The 26,657-nt window shown below is 59.8% G+C and carries 15 protein-coding genes; 4 read left to right on the forward strand and 11 right to left on the reverse strand.

The genetic code is table 11. The features are described 5' to 3' along the window. Nucleotides 1-37: 37 nt before the first annotated feature. Entirely contained in the window at nt 38-967 is a 930-nt protein-coding gene (locus tag QK293_RS02595; protein WP_282375422.1) for an AraC family transcriptional regulator, read from the reverse strand. A 334-nt stretch (nt 968-1,301) separates the two neighbouring features. Between QK293_RS02595 and QK293_RS02600 the strand changes: the two genes are divergently transcribed. Then, nucleotides 1,302-1,655: an antibiotic biosynthesis monooxygenase family protein gene (locus QK293_RS02600; RefSeq protein ID WP_282375424.1), complete on the forward strand. Its 354-nt coding sequence runs from the start codon at nt 1,302-1,304 to the stop codon at nt 1,653-1,655. A gap of 41 nt (nt 1,656-1,696) precedes the next feature. Continuing rightward, the gene (locus QK293_RS02605) at nt 1,697-1,927 is read left to right on the forward strand and encodes a hypothetical protein (RefSeq protein WP_282375425.1); all 231 of its coding nucleotides are present in this window, start codon (nt 1,697-1,699) and stop codon (nt 1,925-1,927) included. Here QK293_RS02605 and QK293_RS02610 read toward each other — a convergent pair whose 3' ends face one another. From QK293_RS02610 to QK293_RS02650, 9 genes are all read right to left on the reverse strand, one after another. Continuing rightward, on the reverse strand, nt 1,928-2,557 hold the full coding sequence (locus QK293_RS02610) for a flavin reductase family protein (protein ID WP_282375426.1): 630 nt from the start codon (nt 2,555-2,557) through the stop codon (nt 1,928-1,930). A 245-nt stretch (nt 2,558-2,802) separates the two neighbouring features. After that, nucleotides 2,803-4,122 carry an MFS transporter gene (locus QK293_RS02615; RefSeq protein ID WP_282375427.1) on the reverse strand — a complete coding sequence of 440 codons (1,320 nt, stop codon included), beginning with the start codon at nt 4,120-4,122 and terminating at the stop codon, nt 2,803-2,805. Nucleotides 4,123-4,400: 278 nt separating this feature from the next. Continuing rightward, nucleotides 4,401-5,732, reverse strand: coding sequence for a sigma-54 dependent transcriptional regulator (locus tag QK293_RS02620; RefSeq protein ID WP_282375429.1), 1,332 nt, complete (start codon nt 5,730-5,732; stop codon nt 4,401-4,403). Next, nucleotides 5,726-7,534, reverse strand: a complete 1,809-nt coding sequence (locus QK293_RS02625) for an ATP-binding protein (protein WP_282375756.1) — start codon at nt 7,532-7,534, stop codon at nt 5,726-5,728. Before QK293_RS02625 ends, QK293_RS02620 begins: the two co-directional genes overlap by 7 nt. A 39-nt stretch (nt 7,535-7,573) precedes the next feature. Then, the gene (locus QK293_RS02630) at nt 7,574-10,414 is read right to left on the reverse strand and encodes an RHS repeat-associated core domain-containing protein (RefSeq protein ID WP_282375430.1); all 2,841 of its coding nucleotides are present in this window, start codon (nt 10,412-10,414) and stop codon (nt 7,574-7,576) included. A gap of 27 nt (nt 10,415-10,441) precedes the next feature. After that, nucleotides 10,442-13,270 carry an RHS repeat-associated core domain-containing protein gene (locus tag QK293_RS02635; RefSeq protein WP_282375431.1) on the reverse strand — a complete coding sequence of 943 codons (2,829 nt, stop codon included), beginning with the start codon at nt 13,268-13,270 and terminating at the stop codon, nt 10,442-10,444. Between the two features lie 31 nt (nt 13,271-13,301). Further along, the gene (locus QK293_RS02640) at nt 13,302-16,064 is read right to left on the reverse strand and encodes an RHS repeat-associated core domain-containing protein (RefSeq protein WP_282375432.1); all 2,763 of its coding nucleotides are present in this window, start codon (nt 16,062-16,064) and stop codon (nt 13,302-13,304) included. Continuing rightward, on the reverse strand, nt 16,061-20,602 hold the full coding sequence (locus QK293_RS02645; protein ID WP_282375433.1) for a SpvB/TcaC N-terminal domain-containing protein: 4,542 nt from the start codon (nt 20,600-20,602) through the stop codon (nt 16,061-16,063). The genes QK293_RS02640 and QK293_RS02645 overlap by 4 nt, the downstream gene beginning before the upstream one ends. 233 nt (nt 20,603-20,835) lie before the next feature. Then, entirely contained in the window at nt 20,836-22,359 is a 1,524-nt protein-coding gene (locus tag QK293_RS02650) for a fumarate hydratase (RefSeq protein ID WP_057960547.1), read from the reverse strand. Nucleotides 22,360-22,882: 523 nt separating this feature from the next. On the opposite strand from QK293_RS02650, the gene QK293_RS02655 reads away from it, so the two are divergent. After that, nucleotides 22,883-23,989 carry a GGDEF domain-containing protein gene (locus QK293_RS02655; RefSeq protein WP_282375435.1) on the forward strand — a complete coding sequence of 369 codons (1,107 nt, stop codon included), beginning with the start codon at nt 22,883-22,885 and terminating at the stop codon, nt 23,987-23,989. Next, nucleotides 23,982-24,917: an iron-sulfur-binding ferredoxin reductase gene (locus QK293_RS02660; protein WP_282375436.1), complete on the forward strand. Its 936-nt coding sequence runs from the start codon at nt 23,982-23,984 to the stop codon at nt 24,915-24,917. Before QK293_RS02655 ends, QK293_RS02660 begins: the two co-directional genes overlap by 8 nt. A 224-nt stretch (nt 24,918-25,141) precedes the next feature. Here QK293_RS02660 and pyk read toward each other — a convergent pair whose 3' ends face one another. Next, nucleotides 25,142-26,593, reverse strand: coding sequence for a pyruvate kinase (pyk, locus tag QK293_RS02665; RefSeq protein WP_282375437.1), 1,452 nt, complete (start codon nt 26,591-26,593; stop codon nt 25,142-25,144). Between the last annotated feature and the right edge of the window lie 64 nt (nt 26,594-26,657).

The following is a 26,657-nucleotide window of genomic DNA, read 5'->3' on the forward strand; positions in this document are numbered from 1 at the left end:
GGCAAGCCTCGCTCCTACAGGGGGCGTTTCAATTCAGCTACACGGTCAACCGCAACCGCGCCAAATCCCGGAGCGGCGGCGCGCCGAACAACCGACTGTACTCCCGGCTGAATTGCGACGGACTTTCATACCCCACCCGATACCCCGCCGCCGAAGCCTCCAGCCCTTCCGCCAGCATCAACCGCCGCGCTTCTTGCAGGCGCAGCTGCTTCTGATACTGCAACGGGCTCATCGCCGTCATCGCCTTGAACCGGTGATGCAACGTCGACACGCTCAAGTTCACTTCCTTCGCCAGATCGTCGATGCGCAGCGGCTGTTCATAGTTGCCGTTGAGCCATTTGATCGCCTGGCTGATGCGGTGGCTCTGGCTGTTGGCGATGGCGATTTCATACAGCCGATGCCCCTGTTTGCTGCGCAACAACCGATAGAGGACCTCCCGACGAATCAGCGGCGCGAGCATGGCGATGTCTTTCGGGGTCTCCAGCAACCGGGCCAGTCGCAGCACGGCGTCGAGCATTGCGGTGTCGATTTGTTCGACATACAGACCGCGACCGGTGGGGCGGGTCGGCACGCCCAAGGGACCGGCATCGGCAATCAGCGCTGTGATTTCCGTCGGGTCGATGTCCAGCCGAACGGCGAGGATCGGTTCCTCGGGCGAGACATTCACAACACGTCCGCTCAGGGGCATCGAGACCGACACCACCAGGTAATTCAGCGGGTCGTAATTGAAGTATTCATCCGCCAGCCGAACCTCTTTGCGCCCCTGGGCCATGATGCACAGCGCCGGTTGCGCCAGGACCGGAGCGAAGTTATGCGATTGGCTATGTCGCGACATGAACAGCGAGCCGACGGCAGTGGCATAACTGCCATCCTCCTGGGTGTTGCGGCGGATGATGGCGGCCAGTTCCGTGCGCTGTTTCTCCATGTCGGCGTCCAGCGGGGCTTGAAATTGATCGAGCGACGACATGCAGGGCATCCTCGGTGAGGCGTTGGTAATGAGCCGAGCTTAAGTTTGTGCAAGACAACGCGGTAGACACATCCTGCCAAAAGCTTGCCTGATTCTGCACGGGGTTGAAGCGTTGCGCTGCTTTGGCAGCTTATGGTCGGGAAAACTTGCTTGAAAGTCGTGTTTCAGTCCTGTAACAGCATTGACTCGTTGTTACAGGTGCGGGATGCAGCGTCGCAGGATTGTGCAACAAGCCGGCAGGAATCGACTAACGGCGCGGCGTCCGGGCGCTTAACCTTGGATCCTGTCGCAGCCCGTCCCACGGCTGCCACTCGAGTACCTGGGAGGGTTGAACATGTCTACGCAGATCCCCGTCAGTCATATGGCCTTTGTCCGTGCCCGTGTCGGGCGTTCAGCGGAACTCGGTGCGCGCCTCAGCGCTTTGATCGAGCCGTCTCGCAGTGCACCGGGTTGCTTGAGTTTTGCCCTGCAGTATTCGCAATGCGATCCCGAGTTGTGGCTGGTGTCTGGTTTCTGGATCAATCAACAGGCCATTACGGCGTATTTCAACAGCCCGGCCATGGATATTTTCGCCGAGGTGATCCAGGAACGGGTGGTCAACAGCCTGGATTTCCATACCTTCAAGGATGTCTCGGTGGGACAGGCGCTCGGTCACCCGCAGGCACCGGTACACAAACTGGCCGGTTGAGGGTTTAATGGCTCAACTTTCAATTAGCCAGGATCCGCGCCATGGCACGCAAAGCCTTTGACACCTTCGAAGCCGTATCTGCCGTCGTACCTCGTGAAGGCGGTTATTACGCCGCAATCGCCACCAAAGCCATCGGTGGGTCGGGTGCGCCGCGCTTTCATAAGCTGCTCGCAGAGCAAACCTTCAAAACTGCCCGAGATGCCGATGAAGCCGCCGCGCTGGAATTGACACACCTCAAAGGCGTCGGCGAAGACGGCGACCTGATCTGGTAATTACCTTTTCGCCCCCGGCCGATACATCTTGAACAACGCCTCGGGCCCCAGCTGGAAGTAATCCGCTGGCCCACCGCCGCGTAGAATCGGTTCTGCCGCGGCGGTGTCGTACACGCCATCCTTCAATAGCCACCTGGCGATATGCACGGCGACCACTTCGCCGAGAATCAGCCAGCTCGGCACCACTTCGCCGTCTGCCCGCTGCAATTGAATGATCTGCGTGACCTTGCACTCGAAGGACACCGGGCTTTCAGCAACCCGTGGCACCTGAATGATTTTCGACGCTGCCGGCGTCAGCCCGGACAGTTCGAACTCGTTGACCTCAGGCGCGACCATGGCACAGCTCTGGTTCATCTGTTCGGCCAGCGGACGGGTCGCCAGGTTCCAGGCGAACTCGCCGGTCTGTTCGATGTTGTTCAGGCTGTCTTTACGCCCGACACTGGAAAAACCAATGATCGGCGGAATGTAGTTGAACGCGTTGAAGAAACTGTAAGGCGCCAGGTTCAAGCGGCCATTGGCATCCTGAGAGGAAATCCAGCCAATGGGACGCGGGCCAACGATCGCGTTGAACGGGTCATGCGGCAGACCGTGGCCGTTGGCGGGTTCGTAGAAATGGATATCGTCAGCCATGGAGTAAATTCCTGGGAGGTGTGCGGAGGGCGTTCATAGTGTAAGGATGAATTAGTTATTTCCAGCGACGAGACCCCCTGTAGGAGCGAGGCTTGCCCGCGAAGGCGATTTCAAGTTCAGCATTGATGTTGGCTGACACGACGCCTTCGCGGGCAAGCCTCGCTCCTACTGGGGGACTGTGACTATTCAAAGAAAAGGGGCAGACCCGGCTAAGGTCTGCCCCTTTTTTTGTGTCGATTGCGGACTTAGTCCGTCTCGATCCGCGAATGCTTGCGGGTGTCTTTCATGGTGATGTACACCAGCAACGACACGGCAATACACGCAGTCACATACCAGTAGTACCCGGTTTCCATGCCGATGCTCTTGAACCACAGCGCGATGTATTCGGCGGTGCCGCCGAAGATCGACACGGTCAGCGCATACGGCAAACCAACGCCCAGTGCACGAATCTCGGTCGGGAACAGTTCGGCTTTGACCACCGCGTTGATCGAGGTGTAGCCGCTGACGATGATCAGCGCCGCCATGATCAGGAAGAACGCGCCCCACCACGTCTGGATGGTGTGCAGGGTGGTCAGGATCGGCACGGTGAACAGCGTTCCGAGAACACCGAAGGCAATCAGGATTGGTCGGCGACCGACTTTATCCGAGAGCCCGCCAATGATCGGTTGCAGGCACATGAACAGGAACAGCGTCGCCGCCGAAATAGTGGTGGAGTCGGAGATGCTCATGCCGACGGTGTTCACCAGGTATTTCTGCATGTACGTGGTGTAGGTGTAGAACGCCAGCGTACCGCCCATGGTCAGGCCGACCACGGTCATCAGTTCCTTCGGATGGCGCATCAAGGTGCGCATGGCGCTTTCCTTGGCTTTCTCTTTCTTGGTGAACGACTCGGTTTCTTCCATGCCGCGACGCAGGTACAGCGCGACCACGGCACACAGCGCGCCGATGGCGAACGGGATACGCCAGCCCCAGGCATACAGCTCTTCGGTGGTCAGCACGTTTTGCAGGACGATCAGCACCGCCAGGGCGATGAGCTGGCCGGAGATAAGGGTCACGTACTGGAAGCTGGAGTAGAAGCCGCGACGTTCCTTGGTCGCCATCTCGCTGAGGTACGTCGCCGAAGTGCCGTACTCGCCACCGACCGACAGGCCTTGCAGCAAACGGGCGAAAATCAGCAGGATCGGCGCGCCGATGCCAATGGTTTCATAACCCGGGCTCAGGGCGATCAGCAGCGAGCCGAAACACATCAGGTACACCGAAGCCATCAGCGCTTTCTTGCGACCGGCGCGGTCCGCGTACAGACCCATCAACCAGCCACCGATCGGGCGCATCAGGAAGCCCACGGCGAAGATCGCAGCAGTGTTCAGCAGTTGCGCGGTGGTGTCGCCTTTGGGGAAAAAGGCTTTGGCGAAGTACAGGGAGAACGCGGCGTAGACGTACCAGTCGTACCACTCGACCATGTTGCCGACAGAGCCGCTGAAGATCGATTTGATGCGACTGGCAGTGGTTCTTTCTTTGGCAGGCGAAGCGGTCGACCCAAGAGGCAGGGTTTGTGAGTTATCCATGATGGATCCTTCATTTAATTGTTTTTGTGGAGCGCGTTGAAACGCAGCCTGCTTGGGCTATAGCAGGAGCTGTGCCATATCGAAGAGGGCCGGTTTAGAGGGGGGGTGAAGCTCAAGTGAGCGGAAATCCGCTTATGGTGCGTAGGGTGACAAGCGGATTTTCGCCGAACCTGATCGTTCCCACGCTCTGCGTGGGAATGCAGCCCGGGACGCTCTGCGTCCCAAAAGCCGAACGCGGAGCGTCCGTTGAGGCATTCCCACGCGGAGCGTGGGAACGATCATTCGGGCAGGAACATCTCGCGGGTCAGGCCATGCCGCTGCATCTTTTCATTAAAGGTCCGGCGCGGCAGCTGCAGCTCTTCCAACACCGCTTTCACATCGCCCTTATGCCGGGTTAACGCCGCACGCAAACAATGCGCTTCAAACGCTTCCTGCTGCGCCGCCAGCGACTGCCCGGGATCGATCCCCACGGGTTCCGGCTCGCCCAGGCCCAACACCTGACGTTCGGCAACATTCGCCAGTTCGCGCACATTGCCCGGCCAGTCGTGGCTCAGCAGATGGCTCAACTGCGGACCACTCAGCGGTGGAAAGCTTCGCCCCAAACGCTCGGCTGCGTTCTGCGCAAACGACTCGAACAACAATGGAATGTCTTCACGCCGCTCGCGCAACGGCGGCAGCCGCAACTCGGCCACGTTTAACCGATAGGCCAGATCCTCGCGAAAACGTCCGGCCCGGGCTTCGTCCAGCAAGTCAGGTTTGGTCGCGGCGATGATTCGCAAATCCACGCGGATGCTTTGATTCGAGCCCAACCGCTCCAGTTTCTGCTCCTGCAACACCCGCAGCAATTTCACCTGCTGGGCCAGCGGCATGCTTTCGATCTCATCGAGAAACAGCGTACCGCCATCGGCGTATTCGAGCTTGCCAATGCGTTTGCCCGACGCGCCGGTGAACGCGCCGCTCTCATGGCCGAACAACTCGGCCTCGAACAACTGCTCGGGAATTGCCGCGCAATTGAGCGCCACAAACGGTTTGTCGGCGCGTGGCCCGAAGTCATGCAGGCAACGGGCAACCAACTCCTTGCCGCTGCCGGTTTCACCGCGAATCAACACATTGACCGGCAGCGTCGCCAGGTCCAGCACTTGCCGACGCAGCGTCTGCAAACCACGGGACACGCCCAGCAGCGTCGCATCGAGTTTGGCGCGGTTGTCCGCCTGCTCGTGCAAGGCGCGGTTTTCCAGCACCAGCCGCCGCTTGTCCAGCGCGCGGCGCAGACTGCCGAGCAGGGTTTCGGGGCTGAAGGGTTTTTCGAGGAAGTCATAGGCGCCATCGCGCATGGCGTCGACTGCCATCGGCACATCGCCGTGACCGGTCAGCAGAATCACCGGCAAGTCGGCATCGCGGCGCTGAACCTCGGCCAGCAGTTCCAGGCCGGTCATGCCGGGCATGCGCACGTCGCTGAGGATCACGCCGGGGAAATGCTTGGGCAGCTGCGCCAGGCATTCATCGGCGCGGCTGAACAACTGCACCTCGAACCCCGACAGGCTCAGCCATTGTTCGACGGCGCTGCGAATACTGCTTTCGTCGTCGACCACCATCACGGAATTCAGCATGAGCCAGGCGCCTCCAGGTCGATGGGCAACGTCACGGTGAACACCGCGCCGTTTGCATGATTGTCGGCGCTCAGGCGTCCGCCCGATTCATGAACGATGGCAAAGGATACGGCCAGCCCGAGGCCCAAGCCATCACCCACCGGTTTGGTGGTGAAGAACGGATCAAACACGTTCGCCAAGTGCTCTTCGGCAATGCCGCCACCGTTGTCGGTGACCGTCAAGCGCCAGAGTTGTTCGTCGGCTTCGAGACGGATTTCCAGGCGTTTGCAGGGTTTGTCCTGCAGGGCGTCCAGGGCATTGCGCAGCAAATTGATCAGCACCTGTTCCAGACGAATCGCATCGCCACGCACCCACGCCGGGCGCGTCAGGTGCAGCACCGTGCTCACCTGTTCATCGCGCAACCGTGTGTCGAGCAGCTGCAACGATTGGTCCACCACCGCCGCCAGGTCCAGGCGTTCGCGTAAACCGCTGGGGCTTTTGCGGGCGAAGGTTTTCAGGTGACCGGTGAGGGCGGCCATGCGCGTCAGCATGTCATCCACCGGTTTGAGCGCCTTGTAGGCGTCATCGACCCGACCGTGATCGAGCAGCAGTCTCAGAGTAGCAAGCTGCATGCGCTGGGCGGTCAGCGGCTGGTTGATTTCATGGGCCAGCGCGGCAGACATCTGGCCGAGTGCGGCGAGTTTGGCCGATTGCACCAGACCGTCTTGAGCGGTGCGCAGGTCGCGAGTGCGTTCTTCCACCAGTTGTTCGAGCTCTTCGCGACTGCGCTGGCGCAGCTTGGCCAAACGCCAGCGCTGATTGAGAAACAGCAACAGAAACACCACCGCCAGCCACAGCCCGGCAGCGGCGAGCCCGGCGTTGCGGCTGTCTTCGAACGCGACTTGCGGGCGGCGTAGCAGATGCAACGTCCAGCCTTCAGTGCTCAGCGGCAGCGATTCCCACAGGTAATTTGCGGTCCCGTCAGGCCCCACGACCCGCGACAGATCACTGTTGTCGTCGAAGCGCCGGACCGATTGGTATTCCAGCGGTGTGAGCGGTTGTTTGTCGTATTGGCGGGTAGCCTTGAGTTCGGCGTGATCGCTGTCACTCAGCGGTTTCAACAAGCGATAGCGCCAGCCCGGCTGGTTGGCGATGAAGATAATGCCGCGTGCGTCACTGACCAGCAGGGTGTCGCTGCCCTGACGCCACTCGCGCTCCAGTTCCGGAAACTCGAGTTTCACCACCATCGCGCCGAGGAACTGGCCGTTGTCATCGGTGACCGCGCTGGACAGGAAGTAACCGGGAATTCCGCTGGTCACGCCGACGGCATAAAAGCGCCCCGTGCCTTGGGTGCGGGTCTGGCTGAAGTAGGGGCGGAAACCGTAATTGTGGCCGACATAACTGCTGGGCAAGCGCCAGTTGCTCGCCGCGACGGCAAGGCCGGTGTGATCGAGCAGTTCCAGGGTCGAGGATTGGGCTGCGCCGTTGATTTTTTCCAGTTTCAGATTGAGTGCCGCTTGCTGTTCGGCGTTGACCGGGCCGGCCAGCGCCGAACGCAACTGCGGGTCCAGCGCCAGCACGGCGGGCAGGGCGCGGTAGCGATCGATCAGGGTGTGCAGAGACGTCGCGTACAGCGCCAATTGTTGATTGGCGCGGGCAGCGTCTTCCACCAAGGCCTGACGCTCGGCGTGACGGATGGCCAAACCGGCCGCGAGGGCCGCGCCGGCGAGGATCAACAAGGTATACAACGACAAACGCACGGTACGGGAAGTCGGCAGCATGCTGTGGGAAACAGGTTGGCGTTCGGGCGGGCACCATAACATGCCGCTCACGTTCGTTACTGCTTCGGCGGTGGCCTCTGTTTACACGGCGGTGAATCTGGACGACCGAGAGTGCAGCATTGCCTGGGTATACTTCAGCTCATGGATGGCGCTGTTTGTCATTTTCCTGAGGCTTTCGACCGTATCGCCGGAGGGGGTGTAGAATTTGCTGGGGACGACGCTGTATGTATTAATCGCCTTCACTCCAGCAGCCCCGAACATCGCCTCAATGTTGTTCATATTGGTATTCAACGTGTCGATCAGATGGCTAATATTTGAGTCGGCCTTCGCAATTTTCTCTGGGGAGAGTTTGGCCGCGGCACCTATGACTTCATGCACTATCTCAGGCAGGCCCAGGGCGCCGGAAAACCCCGCACTGATTTCGCTGGACATTGCTGTACCCGCCAACTTCATCCCGGTGGTTGCTCCCAAGTTGGTGCCTTCTTTGGCTCCCTTTAACCAGCCCTTTTGGTTCAGTGCGATGACCCCGTTCACAATTCCCTTGAATTTATTGGTGATGTAAGAGTTGTAACTCCCGGTCTTGTATTCACCTTTGGCAACGATCCTTTGCGGGTCCAACTTTCCGGCTTTGAATTTGACCGATGCACTCAGGCCTGATCGCTCCAAGGCAAAATCCAAACCCAGGCTTACTGCTTTTTTTGTCACGATCCCCAAGGCGGCACCTGTCGCTACGCCTGCCGGGCCGGCGGCGGCACCCAGTGCCGTTGTTCCCAGACCGATGGCAATACCGGCGCCATAGGAGACCGCCTGGCTTCCAATATGGAGGGCTGTTCTGATCGCGGCGGAGGCTCCATAAGCCTTCGCCGAGCGATGGTTGAGAATTTGTCTTTGGGCTTCCTTTGCCCTGCGTTCGGAGAGCCCCACTATAGCTGTATGTTTGTCAACAGCCTTAGACAGACTTGGTCGGGCACTTCCTTTGGCGCTTCGCACTTTTCTCTCATCCCGTTGCTGTGATGTTTCCAGAAAACCATCAATGAAGTTTTCGAGAGACTGGCCGGTGGGGTCGGTAAAGACAATCGGGTTATTCCCCACCATCGCATAAAGATTCAGCCCATCCACATCCTCCGCCGGGTCGGCGCTGATCCAGCGTTGCAACCACGGCGCGTAGTATCGCGCGCCGTAGTAATACAACCCGCTGACATCCATCTCCTTGCCCGAGTAACGGATGAACTTGTACGCCACTTCGATCTGCGAGCGCACCGCCATCCACGCCGTGGCGCCGAACGGGTAGTAGCCTTCGTGGTTGATCAGTTGCGCCTGTTGATCCAGTTCCATCAGGCAGGAACCCAGGTGGTCGTCCAGGGTGTAGCGCAATTGATCGTTGTCGATACCGGTCGGTTTACCCGTCACCCAATGCAGACAACGGACGCTGCCGAAGCCGCCGACGAGGGTGATCACGTGCAGTTCTTCGCCGTTGTCGCGGGTGCGGATTTCCAGTCCCGGCAGATAGCGTACTTCGTGAAAGTGGCTGGTTTTCGTGGTGTGGGTTTCTTGGCGTTTGAAGACCCGTGCACCCTGGCTGTAGCGGCAATGCTCTGCGTCGTCGGGGCCGTTGTCGCGATGGACCAATGTCGCCCACTCCAGTTGATCGCGAGCGTTCCATTGCAAACCTCGCCCCGGCTGCAACGCCAACAGGTTGCCATGACGGTCGAACAATCTGTCGAATTGCGGGTCGGGATCACCTTCGGTCCAGCGCACGCCACGGTTGCTGACCGGGTCGATGAACATCTGGCGAGTATGGCTGGCGCCTTCGCGCACATGGCTGAGTTTGATCAGATTACCGCCGTGATCGTACTGGTAAGTCTGGGTGTAGTTGCGCCGGTCGTTGGGGTCGGTTGGCTGCGGCCGGCCCGGGATGTCCGAAGGTGGACCGTCGTCGTAGCCGCTGGCGCTGGTCAGCCGGTACAGCGAGTCGTAGGTGAAGTCGCGGTGGCCATCGACCCGCTGGTTGGCGAAAAACGTCGGTGTGAAGACGTGGTCGAGGATGCGGGTGATGTTGCCCACCCGGTCGTATTGATATTCGAAATCCTGAAGAACCGACGCCTGATCCTTTTGTGCGGTTTGCTGGAGCAGGCGTCCGTCGGTCAAATCGTACATCCAGCGGCTGGTCAAGCCGTTTCCGGTTCGCTGCTCGACGATCTGTCCGGCAGCGTTGTACCTGGCGTCCTCCAATACCGATTGCCAGTCGGTGTGTCCGCTGAGCTGCAATTGCACCTGGGTGAGGTTTCCAGCGAGGTCGTAGCTCGACTGTTGCCGATGTCCAACGGCATCAGTCTGCTCCAGCGCCGCGCCCAGTGGACTGAAAGTGCGACGGCTGATGAAGGCCTTGGCATCGTGGAAGGTGCGGGAATCAAACAGTGGCTGACCGAGCAGGTCATAGCTGTCGAGGCTCAGTTTGCCCGACGCATCGACCTGTTCGATCAACTGGCCGCGCAGGTTGTGTGCGGGATCGGCCGAGGCATCGGCATAAGTAAAGGTTTCGACGTTTGGCTGGCCATTTTCCTCGAGGGCGACCACACGTAGCTGAAGGTCATAGGTAGTGCGCCAGTGACTGTCGCGTTGATCCCAATGCTGCAGCTCTTCCCCGGCCAGCCCCGGCAGGCTTAGCCGCCAGCCGGCATCGACGCTGTCGACTTTCAAGGGTACGCCGCCCAACCCGTAAACGGTCACGAGGTTGGGTATGGGCAGGCGCGGATCCCATTGCGCCATTAGGCGCCCGGCTGCATCGTGTTGTTGGCGAGTCTTCAGGGCGGCAGGCGTATCACTGGAAAACGTGCGTAGGTATTCCACTTGCCTGACAGGCAAGCGGCGCGGGTCATAGCCCTTGATGTTCGGCGTGCGGTGATGAATGGATGAGGCCACGTTTTCACACTCCGTTGCGCCAAGGGATTACGCCGCATGTTGTGTCTGCGCTAAATACTGGGACACCCTGCTGATCAAGTTTCTGGCATGTTTTATCTTGCCGCGCGCGATGGTTGTTTCTTGTTCAAGGGTCGTGCGGTCGTGGGGCGAGGTCTTCACTGGCATCCCGTCTGCACCAAAGAGAACCGAAGCCGCTTTGACGTCGGCCTCTGTCAGAGTCTGCAACGCTAGCTGTATGACGCTGTTTTCTTTGTCGAAATGACGTTCCAATGCGTCGAGCTGTGCACTGATCCGATCCAGATCACCCTGGCCGAAAGCGCCGTTGAGCGCTTCTGTCAGTTGAGAGGCTTGCCGGGCGAAAGCCAACGCCTGTTTCAGGTAGGGCACCTTGAGGTTCTTGCCGATGGCCCTGGCGGTGGTTTCAATCCCAAGTTTGGTCAAGCCTGCCGAGGACTCCGGGCTGAAACTCTTTACGACTGCCGTGATACTGAACGGCTCGGTCGAGGCTTTACCTTTCAGGCGAGTGACGGAGAGTGACACGGGGTCGGGAGTGATGGTGTAACCCAAGGTCGTTTCGTCGCCCAGTTTTTCCATGACTTTGCTCGCGGCGTCCGCAAAAAAGATGCCGGTGATCGCTGCGGCTACGGGAACCAGTACCGGCGCCGCCGGCCCGGTCAAACTGGCTGCCCCGCCACCAAGCACTGCGCCGAATGCCCCGGCCTTGATTGTGACGGCGAAGCTGGCCACGCTGAACACTAGTTTTTTGCCCGCCGTTTTATAGATGTCGCGGGTGCGGGTGAGGTTATAGAGCTGATAATTGAGTTTTTTCAGTTCGCGGTTGGTCGTGTCGAGAAAGTCGGCGTGCTCGATGAGTTTTTGTCGGGCTGGGCTTTCCTCCTGTTGAGTGCCGAGCTGATCGATGTAGCGCAAAGGGTTGTTCGCCACAAACCGATACAGATTCAGCCCATCCACGTCCCCCGCCGGGTCAGGGCTGATCCAGCGCTGCAACCATGGCGCATAGTAACGGGCGCCGTAGTAGTACAGTCCGCTGGCGTCCATTTCCTTACCCGAGTAACGAACGGTTTTATAGCTGGCCTCCAGTTCCGAGCGGGTCGCCCACCACGCGGTGCCGCCGAAGGCGTAGTAGATTTCCAGACTGATCACGCCGCCCTGGCGATCGAGTTCCAGTGAGCACGAGCCAAGGTGATCGTCGAGGCTGTGGCGTAGCTGATCGGCCTCAACGCCGGCGGGCTGGCCGCTAACCCAGTGCAGGCAGCGGGCGCCCGGCAGCACGATCACGTGCAACTGCTGGCCGTCGCTGCGGGTGTGGATTTCCAGGCCTGGCAGGTAGCGAACTTCGCGACGATGGGTGATCGACGGAGTGTGAGCCAGCGAGCATTTGTACACCCGCTCGGCCTGGCTGTAGCGGTAAGTCTCTTCGTCATCGGGCAGGCCGTTGCTGTGCTGGAGCACGGTGACTCTGGCCAGTTGATCGCGGCTGTTCCATGCCAGCGGCAGCGTGCCGGGTTGTAGGCACAGCTGATTGCCGTGAGGGTCGAAATGCTCGTCGAAAACCGGATCCGGATCGCCTGCTGGCCAGCGCACACCGCGATTGCTGTGAGGGGCAATGCGCATTTGTCGGGTGAGGTTGTGGCCTTCACGCACATGCCGCAGTTCGGTCAGGTTGCCGCCGGCGTCGTATTCGTAATGCTCGGTGTAATTGAAGCGACGGCCCGGGTCGATCGGCCGGATCGGTGCCGGCAGCCCCGGTTGCAGGTGGGGAATGTCACCCTCGAAACCGTGGCTTTCGGTCAGGCGGTATAACGAGTCGTAGATAAACTGGCGATGGCCATCGATGTGCTGGTTGGCGAAGTGCACGGTGGCCAAACTGTGGTCTTCGATGCGCAGAACATTGCCCACTGGGTCGTAGGTGTAGTGAAAATCCTGCAATGGTTTTTCCTGATCCTTCTGCGCCAGCAACCGCAGCAGACGACTGTCGGCCGGGTCGTAGAACCAACTGCTCAGAACGCCATTGCCGGCGAGTTGCTCGGTGAGCTGACCGGCGGCGTTGTAATGGGCCTCGTGCAGAATCTCTTCCGGCTCGGCGGCGCCAGCCAGCTGCAGAGATACATGATTCAGTTGTCGGGCACGGTCGTAGTGCAATTGCTGTCGGTGACCACCGGCATCGACTTGCGTGAGCAGGGCGCCGCAGGCGCTGTAGGTTCGGTGGCTGAGAAAGGCTTCGGCATCGAGGGTGCGGGTTTCGCGCAGCGGTTGGCCGAGCAGGGCGAAACTGTGGAACGTGACGGTGCCCGAGGGATCCTTCAGCGCGGTCATCTGGCCGCGCAGGTTGTGGGCGGCGTTGGCCGAGGCATTGGCGTAGGTAAAGGTTTCGACGTCCGGCTGGGCATTTTCTGCGACCGCCACTATGCGCAGTTGATTGTCGTAGGTCATGCGCCAATGACTGCCGCGCGCATCCCAGCGTTGCAACGCTTCACCGGCCAGCCCCGGCAGGCTCAGACGCCAGCCGGCATCGACGCTGTCGACTTTGAGTGGTTCGCCGGTCAGGTTGTAAACGGTGGCGAGGTTGGGTTTGGGGGCGCTGGCGAACAGGCGCGGATCCCATTGCTCGGCCAATCGACCGGCAGCGTCATGCAACTGGCGAGTGACGAGGCCCTCCACAACACCGCCATCTACCTTGCGCAAATAATCCACTTGCCGGACGGGCAAACCGCGACTGTCGTTGACGAACAGTGTCGGCGTACGGTGGTGCAGGGACGCAACACCGCGCGGTAGCATGCCGTTATTGTCATTGGCGCTGACATCAAAAGAGCGCACCTGCCCGGAGCCAGTCATCGCAATTCCCTTCAACCTGTTTCGTTCGAAGTCAGGCCGCTCTTTTGGCGGTTTTTTCTGCCACCTGTCGACCGTATCGTTTTAGCGTCACTTGCGTACGCTTAATGTCACCTATCGCGCGCTCTTTGAACGGTGAAAGGTTCGCCTGGTGAACCGTGCTTGCCTTGTCGGTGCCCACGCGTCCTAGTACAAGATCCCTCAAATAAAATTGGTCTTGGTCATAAAACTCTTTAATGCCCAGTTCGGCGAAATCCGCATTGATCTGTGCCGCTACGCCCACAGTCGCTTCGCGCAACTGCTCAAGCGTCGACTCGATTTCATGCAGCTCTATCTGGAACAGCCCTTCCTCAGCCCGGTTCGCGTCTTCGGCCACTTTCGCCATGGCAAAGGCTTCCCCGACTCCTGGGATGTAGGCCCCGACCGTTCTGGATACCAGTGCAATCGAGTTAGCCATAAATTCATCACCCGTCGCAGGGCGAAACAGATTTTCGTTGGAGTTTCCCGCCAGGCCCAATCCTGCCCGTTCTTTAAGCGTGTCGGCGCTGAACGCGGAAGGATCCGGCACGATGGGGGTGTCGAGTTTCAAGGGGCTCATCAGTTGGGCATACAAGCCGGTACTTTTATCGGCGACTCTGTTGCCCAGAAGCATGCCGAACACGCCGCCCGATAAATGCGGATTGGCGTTGGTGAATTTTGGAATGGCCCCGCCAGCGGCGCCTGCGCCGTGGAATGACGTGTACCAGCCAACAGCGCCGTTGGCGATTTGATAGACAAGGTTTTTCAGAATGTTCAACCGGAATGCAGCCGGGTGGGAAAGATCAGAGAGCTGTTTGTCCAAGGTGTCCATTTCATGATGGACGCTGGATAGAAACTGGAAACCGCTGACAATTCTATTCTTCAACTCGCTGGGTGTTCTTTTTTTGCCTTGATTATCGAAATAGCTCAGCGGATTGTTGCCCACAAACGCATAGAGACTCAGGCCATCCACATCCCCCGCCGGATCGGCGCTGATCCAGCGTTGCAACCACGGCGCGTAGTATCGCGCGCCGTAGTAATACAACCCGCTGACATCCATCTCCTTGCCCGAGTAACGGATGAACTTGTACGCCACTTCGATCTGCGAGCGCACCGCCATCCACGCCGTGGCGCCGAACGGGTAGTAGCCTTCGTGGTTGATCAGTTGCGCCTGTTGATCCAGTTCCATCAGGCAGGAACCCAGGTGGTCGTCCAGGGTGTAGCGCAATTGATCGTTGTCGATACCGGTCGGTTTACCCGTCACCCAATGCAGACAACGGACGCTGCCGAAGCCGCCGACGAGGGTGATCACGTGCAGTTCTTCGCCGTTGTCGCGGGTGCGGATTTCCAGTCCCGGCAGATAGCGTACTTCGTGAAAGTGGCTGGTTTTCGTGGTGTGGGTTTCTTGGCGTTTGAAGACCCGTGCACCCTGGCTGTAGCGGCAATGCTCTGCGTCGTCGGGGCCGTTGTCGCGATGGACCAATGTCGCCCACTCCAGTTGATCGCGAGCGTTCCATTGCAAACCTCGCCCCGGCTGCAACGCCAACAGGTTGCCATGACGGTCGAACAATCTGTCGAATTGCGGGTCGGGATCACCTTCGGTCCAGCGCACGCCACGGTTGCTGACCGGGTCGATGAACATCTGGCGAGTATGGCTGGCGCCTTCGCGCACATGGCTGAGTTTGATCAGATTACCGCCGTGATCGTACTGGTAAGTCTGGGTGTAGTTGCGCCGGTCGTTGGGGTCGGTTGGCTGCGGCCGGCCCGGGATGTCCGAAGGTGGACCGTCGTCGTAGCCGCTGGCGCTGGTCAGCCGGTACAGCGAGTCGTAGGTGAAGTCGCGGTGGCCATCGACCCGCTGATTGGCGAAAAACGTCGGTGTGAAGACGTGGTCGAGGATGCGGGTGATGTTGCCGACACGGTCGTAGAAGTATTCAAGGTTTTGCAGAGCCGGCTCGGTGGTTTTTTGCGCTCGTTGCTTGGACAGGCGCCCATCGGCGGGATCGTAGGTCCAGGTGCTGAACACGTCATTGCCGGCGCGTTGGTCGGTGATCTGACCATTGGCGTTGTACTGCGCGTGTTTCAGAACTGGCTGCCAGTTCAAGCTTCCTTTTATCCGCAGCTGAACCTGCTTGAGCTGCCCGGCAATGTCGTAGCGCAATTGCTGCTGGTGATCACCGGCATCGGTCTGGCTCAACCCCGTGCCGAGCGGGCTGTAAATGCGGCTGCTGCGGTAGGGCTCGCCCTCAAGGGTTCGGGTTTCGCGCAGTGGTTGCCCCAGCAGGCTGTAGCTGTCGAGCCTCAAGGTGCCGGAGCGGTCGAACTGTTCGGTCGGCTGGCCGCGCAGGTTGTGGGCGGGATCGGCCGAGGCGTCGGCATAGGTAAAGATTTCGACGTTTGGCTGGCCGTTTTCCTCGATGGCAATCGGGCGTAACTGAGGGTCGTAGGTGGTGCGCCAATGACTGCCGCGTTGGTCCCAATGTTGAAGCGCTTCCCCGGCCACGCCGGGCAGCGTCAAACGCCAACCGGCATCGACGGAGTCGACTTTGAGCGGCTCACCGGAAAGGTGGTAGACCGTAGTCAGATTGGGGATGAACCCGAACAATCGCGGGTCCGATTGCTCGACCAGGCGCCCGGCGGCGTCGTAGTGCTGGCGAGTGAGCAGGGTTGCCAGCGGTCCGCCGATGACCTTGCGCAAGTACTCGGCTTGGCGAATCGGTAAGCCGCGACTATCAATGGCCGTCACATTCGGGGTGCGCCAATGAACCGTCGTTGTCATTGTTTGCCTGCCTTTAGCTCACCTTCAGGTGGAGCAACGTAGGTGTCATTAAAGTCCAGGCTGGTGGTGTACCAGGGATGAATGATTTCAAGCGCAACATCCCCTCGGGCGTTGATGACTTTGTTCGGGCGACCGAGCACGTCGTAAAAGTTCTGATCGTGATGGCCGAATTCACGGAAGGAATGGTCATTGATATAGCGGTGCCCATTGGCGAAGTACGGGCGAAACACCCGCACGGGCAATCCCTTGTTGTTGTATTCCACACGTTCGCTGACGCGCCAGCGCGGATCGGCATGCGCAACCTTTGGTTCGCCGTTTTCAATCACCAGCTCTCCGTTTTCCACCACAAAAGCAGGGCCGGGTTCGACTAATTGTTTGATCTGCAATGGCCGGCCAAAACCATCCACGAAGGCTTTAATGATCTGGATTTGCTGCAGATCATCGTCGTGGTACCGGTCGGCGGTGAGGACAACACTGTGCACGGGTTCGCGGGGAACGGTGTCGATCAGATCGAGCAGCGCTTGTTCAGGTCCGCTCAGGGATTTAAGCCGGGACAGGCGATGACGGGCGCTGGCGCGAACGTGCAGGCTGGGTAGCACGTCACCTTGTGCGATCCAGGTGTTCAGCCAGTCAGGTGTCTGCCTGACGGAAACGGGAAGTTCACCCATCCAGCTGAACAGGTCTTTGCGCAATACACTGGCCGCATTTTGCAGGGCGCCTTTCGGATCGTCGATCGCTGGGTCAGGACGATGGTCCTCGGGGCGTACGTGTTCGTCGAGGGGGCGAAAACCGACCTCCACGCCGTCTTCGGTTCCATAAAAACTGATGGCAAGTGGTTGTCCGGACGGCTCGTAAAGGGCTTCCTCGACATTGTCATTGGCGTCGATGCTGTGCATGAGTTGCAGCGCGTGATAGTCATATTCGAAACGGGCCTCGCACCCATCCGGCTGCTTGATGCTGCTCGGCAGCAGGCAGTAGGCGTCGTAACGGGCGGTCGTGATGCCGTGACTTGGCGTTTCGTTGTACTCAATCACGTTGAAAAAACTATCGAGTTCGCCGTACTTGGCATAACCATAGCGGGACGACCATAGATTTCTCTCCTCGTCCTCCTCCTTGTCTGCCAGCTCGTCTACCCCCAGCACCAGGGGCATGGGCAAGTAGCCGACTCTTTCCAGCTCGTCCCGAATAATGAGCGACGGCACCGTGTCGTAGGCTTCCAGTGCGGTCTTGTCCAGTTGTGCAATTTCCAGCGGTGCCCGCAGTGCCTCGAAATCGGCCTTGCCATCGGCAAGCAATGTTCGATCGTCAGTCTTGAGGTAGCGATTGACAGACTGCGTGGTCAGTAGCCTCTGAGCGACCCATTCGGGCGAGGCGTATAGATCGATAAACCGTTCATAGGAGATATCTGCAGGAGTAAGTCCTGCAGGTGCCGCCCCCTTGGGCAACACCATTGCATTGCCTCGTTGCTGATAGGGAAGGCCCAGTCGCCAGCCTTGCAGGTCTTCCTTCAAGTGAATGAACGTGGTTCGTGACTCGCTCAGGTAGTAGGACTGTTGGGCCGGGTCGTGAGCATCCGTCCACCATTTCTTTTCATCAACGTCATCGAACGGCGGTTCGTCATCATCCGGGTTTCTGCGTCGTGCGTAGCTGACCGTAATGGCATGCACAGGCAAACCGAACTCGTCATGGCCCAACGTGATTTCATGCCGGCACAGAGGGTCATTCTGGAAGCGTTCGTACTGATAGCTGATCTTTTCCAGCGGCAAGGGCAGCATGATCGGGTAAGCGTCATGGCCTGCCTTTTTGCGCAGTTCGCGGACCTTGTAACGACTTTCCTCCACAGCGAAAGGCACCGCCGTGGCCAGGTCATCGTCGGCGGCGTAGGTCTCCACGCGCAGCACAGAACCGGCGAGGGCGCGGGCGATTTCGTGGGCGGTGGCTTCGTCGGCGGGCGCAACGGGGTCATCAAAATGGTCGTTGCGGTGATATTGGCAAAACAACGTGGGCTTCAATGCAAGGGCATCGGGATCACGATTGAAGTAGCCATCGCGTGGTAGATCGATCAGCCGCCCGGTATGGAACCAGGTGCAGACCAGCGCCGGGGCGGTAAAACCGATGTCGTCTGCAGCACGTGCGCCGGCTTCGCTGTCGGTCTGGCGCAGCAGCCCAAAGCCGCGAAACTCGCGGTTCCGGCCATCGTAATAACCCTGAAAATACTGGAAACACTGATTCAGGCGGTTACCGGTGATTTCATCGAGCTGGTTTTGTTGTTTGACCACAGGTACGGGGAACGGCAGGTAGCACACTGGGTTGGTCGCTGGTTTTTCATCCAGCCATTCCTGCGCGGAACTGCGATACATCACCTGCGTACTGCAACCCATGTTGTTGTTGCTGGCCACCAGCATGTAAGGCTTGGCGCTGACGAAATCGTAGCGCCAGTGCCGCGGCGCCATGTGCGGCACGGTCAAGATCAGGCTCGCGCAACCCAGGCCTTGCAGGTCGGCAAGGGTGACCTGGCACAGGTTGTCGTAACGGATGGCGTCAGGCCAGGGGACTGTAACCGGGGTTTGCTCCAGACCATTGCCGCCGTGATTGAAATAGATCTCGAAACCGTCGGACTTCAGATAAATCAGTGCCGGTGCGCCGGAGCCGTCCAGGTCGGCGATGCGCACGCGTGCCACGTCGAATGTTGCGTAGTCGAAGGGCAGGGTACTCATGACAAAACCCTTGCCGAACCGGCCTTGACCGAGGTTCGGCCAGCATTTGATTTCGTCGTGCCGGATGCGGCACAGCTCGCTCATGTCGCTGCCCAGCAAGTTGCTCAGCATCACCAGTTCGCTGCGTGAGTTGCTGAACAGCGGCAGGCGGTCGGTGTCCGGTTTGTGCTCCACGTCCTGAGCCTGGGCGAAACCGTCCTCCCGCCGATTGGCGTACAGGCGCACGCTTCGCGGGCCGATCAGCGCCATCGAACTGAGCCCGTCGCCCATCAAGTCGCCAGACTGTGAAAGCGTGTGGAAGAACTCCACCGGGAACGCCGAAAAGGGAATGAACCCTGACCAGCTGCGATCGGGATTGAGGGTGTGAAAACCGCTCACGCCGGGTGAGGCGAGGATCCAGTCGAGCCGGCCGTCGCCGGTCAGATCGGTCAGCGCCTGATAGGTCGGTTGATTGCGATCGGCCACGGGGATGCGGCTCAGTTCTGTCCATGGGCCGTAATGGATTTCATCGGCCTCCGTCGGCGAGCGCAAGGGTTCGCGGTAATACCAGCTCCGGTCGTAACGACAGATAAATCCGGGCACGCCTTCACCAAACAGATCGACGCATTGGTGGTGCGCGCCGTCCTCGATGCCGGGCATGTTTTCGAAGGGGAAGAACGGGCTCGACTGCTTATTGAGTTCGAAGCCTGAATAGTCGAACTCCACCGGCGGCATGTTTTCCACCGTGCCGCTGGCGTCGTACGCCTGATAGTGCGCCGCCACCAGTTGGGTGTATTCCAGGAAGGTCGTTTGGTATTGCAGCAGCAATCGCCGAACAAGCACCGGATTTGAGCCCAGCTCTGGGAAGTGATGAAACATCAGCACTTGATGGCACAGGCGTCGGGTCCCCAGTTCAAAACCATAGGTGTAGCTGTGGAAGGGATCACTGCGCAGTTGCCACTCACCATAACCCTCGCCGGGTTCATCGAACGGCGGTCCGTAAAGTGGTTTCTCTTCCAGATCGAGGGTGCGTTCGCCGTAGTCGAACACCAGGTGGAAATGCCAGTCCAGGCTCGCCGGGTTTTCAACGGTCCAGGCATACAAGTCTTTGCTGGCCCGGGCATTGCCGTAACGCACCCGGTGCAGGTGACGCTGGGCACGATAGTCGTGCGAGTCATCCGGGTTGTGCGTCTGATCTTCGGGCTTGTAGTCGAAACAGATATGTTCGCCATGGGGGTTCATGCTTTCGAGCAGCAACCACACACCGATACGCGGCGGCGCGTCAGGGTTGGCCGGGTCGACCGGTTCGGCACGGCGCGAAGCATCAGACTTGCCATAGACGTGAAGACTGCCATTGGCCCCGTGCACCAGCCAAAAGGGCGGGCTTTCTTTCGGTTGCCAATGCTCGATCAAATCGAACGAACTTTCGACCCGTGGCCAGTAGCGCACCACGCGGTGCTCGCCAATATCGAGCTCGCGGTATTGGGTCTCGATTCTGGAGGTTGGCTTGCCCTCGTCATCCAGTTCGGGCATCAGCTCCTCGCCGCCGGGGCCAACCATGATGTCGACGTCGAGGTAATCGGGCACCCCCTTGCTGGTCTGGCGAGTGATGGCACTGGCGCCCAAACGCCAGCCTATACCGAACGGACCGTTACCGGCCTGGCTGTCATAGCTCAGCGCCAGTGCAGGATCGAATCCGCGCCCGCCTGAAAGCGGTAGCGGTAACTCGAACGAGGCACTGCCCGTCACGCCGACCGATCCCCAGCTTTTGCCAATCGTGGCAATGGAAGCACTCTTGGCGATGGAGGGCTCAGTGATGCTCAGGGAGGCTTGTTCTTCCATGGGGCTGATCCTGTTTCGGCTTTGCGTCCGCCTGTTGCAACGGTATCGCGGGATGGAGCAAAGCTAACAAGATCAGCAGGCCGCGTGACCTGTCAGATATGACAGGTGAGGTCAGTATTTTTAGAACGAATGACGTGGGAAAGTCAGTCTTATATAGCGAACAGTAAAAGGGACACAAAAAAAACGGCCGGGCATCTGAGAGATGACCCGGCCGTGGTGGCAGGTTGAAGCGCTTACTGCACTTCCACCGCCAGGCTTTCACTGATCTTTTTCTGCCAGATGGCAGGACCGGTGATGTGTACCGACTCGCCCTTGCTGTCGACCGCAACGGTCACCGGCATGTCTTTCACGTCGAACTCGTAGATCGCTTCCATGCCCAGTTCGGCGAAAGCAACAACGCGGGATTTCTTGATGGCTTGCGCCACCAGATAAGCCGCGCCGCCGACCGCCATCAGGTAAACGGCTTTGTGGTCCTTGATCGCTTCGATCGCAGTAGGGCCGCGTTCGGATTTGCCGATCATGCCCAGCAGGCCGGTTTGCTCGAGGATCTGACGGGTGAACTTGTCCATCCGCGTGGCCGTCGTCGGACCGGCAGGGCCGACCACTTCTTCGCGCACCGGATCAACCGGGCCGACGTAGTAGATGAAGCGACCTTTCAGGTCCACCGGCAGAGTTTCACCCTTGTTCAGCATCTCGACCATGCGCTTGTGCGCAGCATCGCGACCGGTGAGCATCTTGCCGTTCAGCAGGACGGTTTCGCCCGGCTTCCAGCTCTGCACGTCTTCCGGGGTCAGGGTGTCGAGGTTGACACGACGAGCCGATGGGCCGGCTTCCCAAACGATTTCCGGGTAGGCGTCCAGCGGTGGCGCTTCAAGGGATGCCGGGCCGGAACCGTCGAGCACGAAGTGCGCGTGACGGGTAGCGGCGCAGTTCGGGATCATGCACACCGGCAACGAAGCGGCGTGAGTCGGGTAATCCATGATCTTCACGTCGAGCACGGTGGTCAGGCCACCGAGGCCTTGGGCGCCGATGCCCAGTTGGTTGACCTTCTCGAACAGCTCCAGACGCATCTCTTCGATACGGTTGGACGGGCCGCGCTTTTTCAGCTCGTGGATGTCGATGGATTCCATCAACACTTCCTTGGCCATCACCGCGGCTTTCTCGGCGGTGCCGCCGATGCCGATGCCGAGCATGCCCGGTGGACACCAGCCGGCGCCCATGGTCGGAACGGTCTTGAGCACCCAGTCGACGATCGAGTCGGACGGGTTGAGCATGGCCATTTTCGACTTGTTCTCGGAGCCGCCGCCCTTGGCCGCCACGTCCACTTCCACGGTGTTACCCGGGACGATGGAGTAGTGGATAACGGCCGGGGTGTTGTCCTTGGTGTTTTTACGAGCGCCCGCCGGGTCGGCGAGGATCGAAGCACGCAGAACGTTTTCCGGCAGGTTGTAAGCCCGGCGCACGCCTTCGTTGATCATGTCGTCCAGGCCCATGGTGGCGCCATCCCAGCGCACGTCCATGCCCACGCGTACGAACACGGTGACGATGCCGGTGTCCTGGCAAATCGGGCGGTGGCCGGTGGCACACATGCGCGAGTTGATCAGGATCTGCGCCATCGAATCGCGAGCTGCCGGCGATTCTTCACGCAGGTAGGCCTCGTGCATCGCCTGGATGAAATCCACGGGGTGGTAATAGGAAATGAACTGCAGGGCGTCAGCAACGCTCTGTATCAGGTCGTCTTGCTTGATCACGGTCATGAGTCGCGCTCCTCTAAAAGACGGGAACATTCAATAAGGTGCTTGCAGCTTGGGTGCATCGGTCGGTTGCAAGCACCTCTTAAGGCACGCCGGGGCTGCTGGCGCGACGCTAAAAAGGCGCGGCAGTATACCGCGCCTCGGTGGCGGGCACACGCGCCGGTAGTCAATCGTTGGTCGCATGGACCGCATCGCTGTGGCGCGACCTGGACTGACTTTGTCGCTCGACGCAATACGTGTAGCAGCTGGCGGAGCCTGCGTCCGGCTGCGTAGCAGTCGTAAAACCATACACCTCGGTATGTCAGGTAGACCGCATACGCAGGATTGACGACTGCTGCGCAGCCGGACGCAGGCTCCGCCAGCTGCTACAGGGAATGTTGTGTTCAGGGGAAACCGGGTCATGGCTTTGACGCCAGTTTTCCGCCCTGAAAATTGAATGGTCATTTATCAGGCACGCTACTACAGTGGCATTCGGTCTGTAGAGTAGGACACTCAAGCAGCCTTCTTTCGCACGGTGAGTCAACGATTGACCCATAACGCCATCCAGCGCTTGTTACTTAAACGCTTTGCCCTCGCAGCCGGCACCTACGCCCTGGCTTTGCTGCTGCTGTGGCTGGCGTTTTTCACGGGTCATTACGAGCAACCCTTGGCCAATGTGGCCATCGGCAGTGCGCTGGTGGTGATCAGCCAGGCGGCGTTGTTCGCGGTGTTTTACAGCGGCTGCAACCTGCGTTTTTCCGACCCCAGCCTGACCGAAGCGCAAGTGTTGCTGGGGCTGGGCTGGCAAACCTGGCTGATCGCCCATCTGGATGAGGCTCGTGGCGCGTTTCTGGTGTTCTACGTGCTGATTCTGCTGTTCGGGTTGTTTCATCTTTCGCGCCTGGCCTTTCTCCGGTGCGCGCTGTTGGTGTTCGCAAGTTTCAGCGCCATCACGTTGTGGGAGGGCTACCAATTCCAGCTACCCGACCCAGCGTTGGCCGCGTTGCAGGTGTGCGTGCTGCTCATCGTGTTGGTCTGGCTGGAGCTTTATGCCCGTTACGTCCAGGACTCGCGTCAACGCATGCGTCAGCGCCGATTTGCCTTGCAGGCGCATCAGGACACCCTGCGCGGGATGATGCGCCAGCTCGAAGACCTGGTGGCCACCGACGAACTGACCGGGCTGTTTAATCGCCGACATTTCCTGCGCCTGGCCTCCCGTGAGCTCAACGCCATGGACGCCGATGTCGTGCATGGACTGGCGCTGATTGACCTCGACCATTTCAAACGGATCAACGATGTCCACGGCCACGCCGCGGGCGATCAGGTGCTGCAAGCCTTTGCCGCCGTGGCCAGCGCTTGCTTGCGTGAGGGTGATGTTCTGGCCCGTTACGGCGGCGAAGAATTTGTCGTGCTGTTGCCCGATTGCAACGCCGAACGCCTGACCTCATGTTGCGAGCGGTTGCGCATTGCGTTCACGGATGTCGAACTGGTCGGCCTCAACGTCAGCCATCTCAGTTTGTCGGCGGGCATGACGTTGCTGGAACTGGGCGACGATCTCGACGAGGCCTTGCAGCGCGCCGATCAGGCGCTCTATCGGGCCAAGCGTGACGGTCGCAATCGTTGCGCGGCGGCGTGGGAGAACGTCGATGCCTGAGTTACGGGTCGGCGAACGCCAATGGTCGGTGGCGGCGGGCAGCAACTTGCTCGATGCCTTGAATCAGAACGGCGTGTCTGTGCCTTACAGCTGTCGCGCCGGCAGTTGCCATGCCTGTCTGGTGCAATGTGTACAAGGGCTGCCGAGTGACAGCCGACCCGATGCCCTGAGCGCAGACCAGCGTCAGCAAGGCTGGCGCCTGGCGTGTCAGTGTCAGGTGGTCGAGGACTTGCAGGTGCACACCTTCGATCCTCAGCAGGATGGCCGCCCGGCCGAAGTGGCGGCTGTCGATTGGTTGAGCACCAGCGTGTTGCGTTTGCGCCTGATCCCTCGGAGTCCTTTGCGCTACAGCGCCGGGCAGCATCTGGTGTTGTGGGCGGGCAACGTGGCGCGCCCGTATTCGTTGGCCAGCCTGCCGGATGAAGACCGGTTTCTGGAGTTCCATCTCGAGTGTCGCCAGTCGGGGGAATTCAGCGATGCTGCCCGTCAATTCAAGATCGGCGACTCGATCCGTCTCGGCGAGTTGCGCGGCGGGGCATTGCATTACGACCTGGACTGGAACGCCCGCCCCCTTTGGTTGCTCGCGGCCGGTACCGGATTGGGACCGTTGTTTGGCGTCTTGCGTGAAGCGTTGCGACAGGATCACCAAGGCGTCATCCGTGTTATTCACCTGGCCCATGATGCCGATGAGCATTATCTGGCCAGACCGCTGCAGGCCATGGCAGCCAGCCGCCCGAACCTGAGCATCGAGCTTTGGACGGCGGCCGAGTTGCCAGAGGCTTTGGCGCAACTGCGGCTTGTTTCCCGGCAAACCCTGGCCTTACTCTGCGGTGCCCCCGACAGCGTCGATGCCTTTGCCCGATGCTTGTACCTGGCGGGATTGCCGCGCAATCAACTGCTGGCGGATGTCTTTGTGCTCCGTGGTTGAGCGCTGATTTTCGATGTTGTCAGCGTTTTTCAACCGGCATTGATTCTCGCGGTCGATCGTTCCCACGCTCCGCGTGGGAATGCAGCCCGGGACGCTCCGCGTCCCTAGAGCGGACGCGGAGCGTCCGTTGAGGCATTCCTTTGCTGCGCGTGGGAACGATCATCAAAAACCAAAAAGCCCCGCCATTCACATGGCGGGGCTTTTGTTTTTCAGCGCATTGTCACTCAGACCATCGGGTCGCCAACGTGCAGGATTTTCATCCCGTTGGTGCCGCCGATGGTGTGGTAGCTGTCGCCCTTGGTCAGGATGACCCAGTCGCCTTTCTCCACAACGCCCAATTTAAGCAACTCGTCGATCGCGGCCTGGCTGACTTGCTCAGGCGGCAGCGATGCCGGGTCGAACGGTACGGTGTAAACGCCACGGAACATGGCCGCGCGGGCCTGGGTTTCGCGGTGCGGGGAGAACGCGTAGATCGGGATGGACGAGCGGATGCGCGACATGATCAATGGCGTGTAACCACTTTCGGTCAGGGCGATGATCGCCTTTACACCCGGGAAGTGGTTGGCGGTGTACATGGCCGCCAGGGCGATGCTCTGGTCGCAGCTTTCGAAGACCTTGCCGATGCGGTGGCTGGAGGTCTTGCTGGTCGGGTGCTTTTCAGCGCCGATGCAGATGCGCGCCATGGCTTGCACCGCTTCCAGCGGGTAAAGGCCGGCCGCACTTTCAGCCGAGAGCATCACGGCGTCGGTGTAGTCGAGCACGGCGTTGGCCACGTCGGACACTTCAGCACGGGTCGGCATCGGGTTCTGGATCATCGACTCCATCATCTGCGTCGCCACGATCACCGCCTTGTTGTGGCGGCGTGCGTGCAGAATGATTTTCTTCTGAATGCCCACCAGCTCGGCGTCGCCGATTTCCACACCCAGGTCACCACGGGCCACCATGACGGCGTCGGAGGCATTGATCAGCGCGTCGAGGGTGTCGTCGTCGGCCACGGCTTCGGCGCGTTCGATCTTCGCCACCAGCCAGGCAGTACCGCCGGCTTCGTCACGCAGTTGACGGGCGTATTCCATGTCGGCGGCGTCACGCGGGAAGGACACGGCGAGGTAGTCGACTTCCATTTCCGCAGCGAGCTTGATGTCGGCCTTGTCTTTTTCAGTCAGGGCCGGTGCGGTCAGGCCGCCACCGCGACGGTTGATGCCTTTATGGTCGGACAACGGACCGCCGATCAGTACGGTGCAATTCAGCTCGGTGGCATTGGCGGTATCAACGCGCATGACCACACGGCCGTCGTCGAGCAGCAGCTCGTCGCCTACGCCGCAGTCCTTGACCAGGTCCGGGTAGTCGATACCGACGACGGTCTGGGTGCCTTCGGTCAGAGGATGGCTGGTGGAGAAGGTGAATTGATCACCGATCTTCAGCTCGATCTTCTTGTTGGCGAATTTGGCGATACGGATTTTCGGGCCTTGCAGGTCACCCAGCAGGGCGACGAAGCGGCCGTGCTTGGCAGCGAGTTCACGCACCAGCTTCGCGCGAACCTTGTGCTCGTCGGGGGTGCCGTGGGAGAAGTTCAGGCGGGCGACGTCCAGGCCAGCCAGAATCAGCTGTTCGAGAACTTCCGGCGAGTTACTGGCCGGGCCAAGGGTAGCGACGATTTTGGTACGACGGACGGACATGCATAGACTCCTGAGTTCAAGCGCTGAGTGAGGCTACTATGCTCTTGGGGTGTAGTCATTGTTC

It is taken from the genome of Pseudomonas sp. AL03 (assembly GCF_029960815.1).
Taxonomy (GTDB): Bacteria; Pseudomonadota; Gammaproteobacteria; order Pseudomonadales; family Pseudomonadaceae; genus Aquipseudomonas.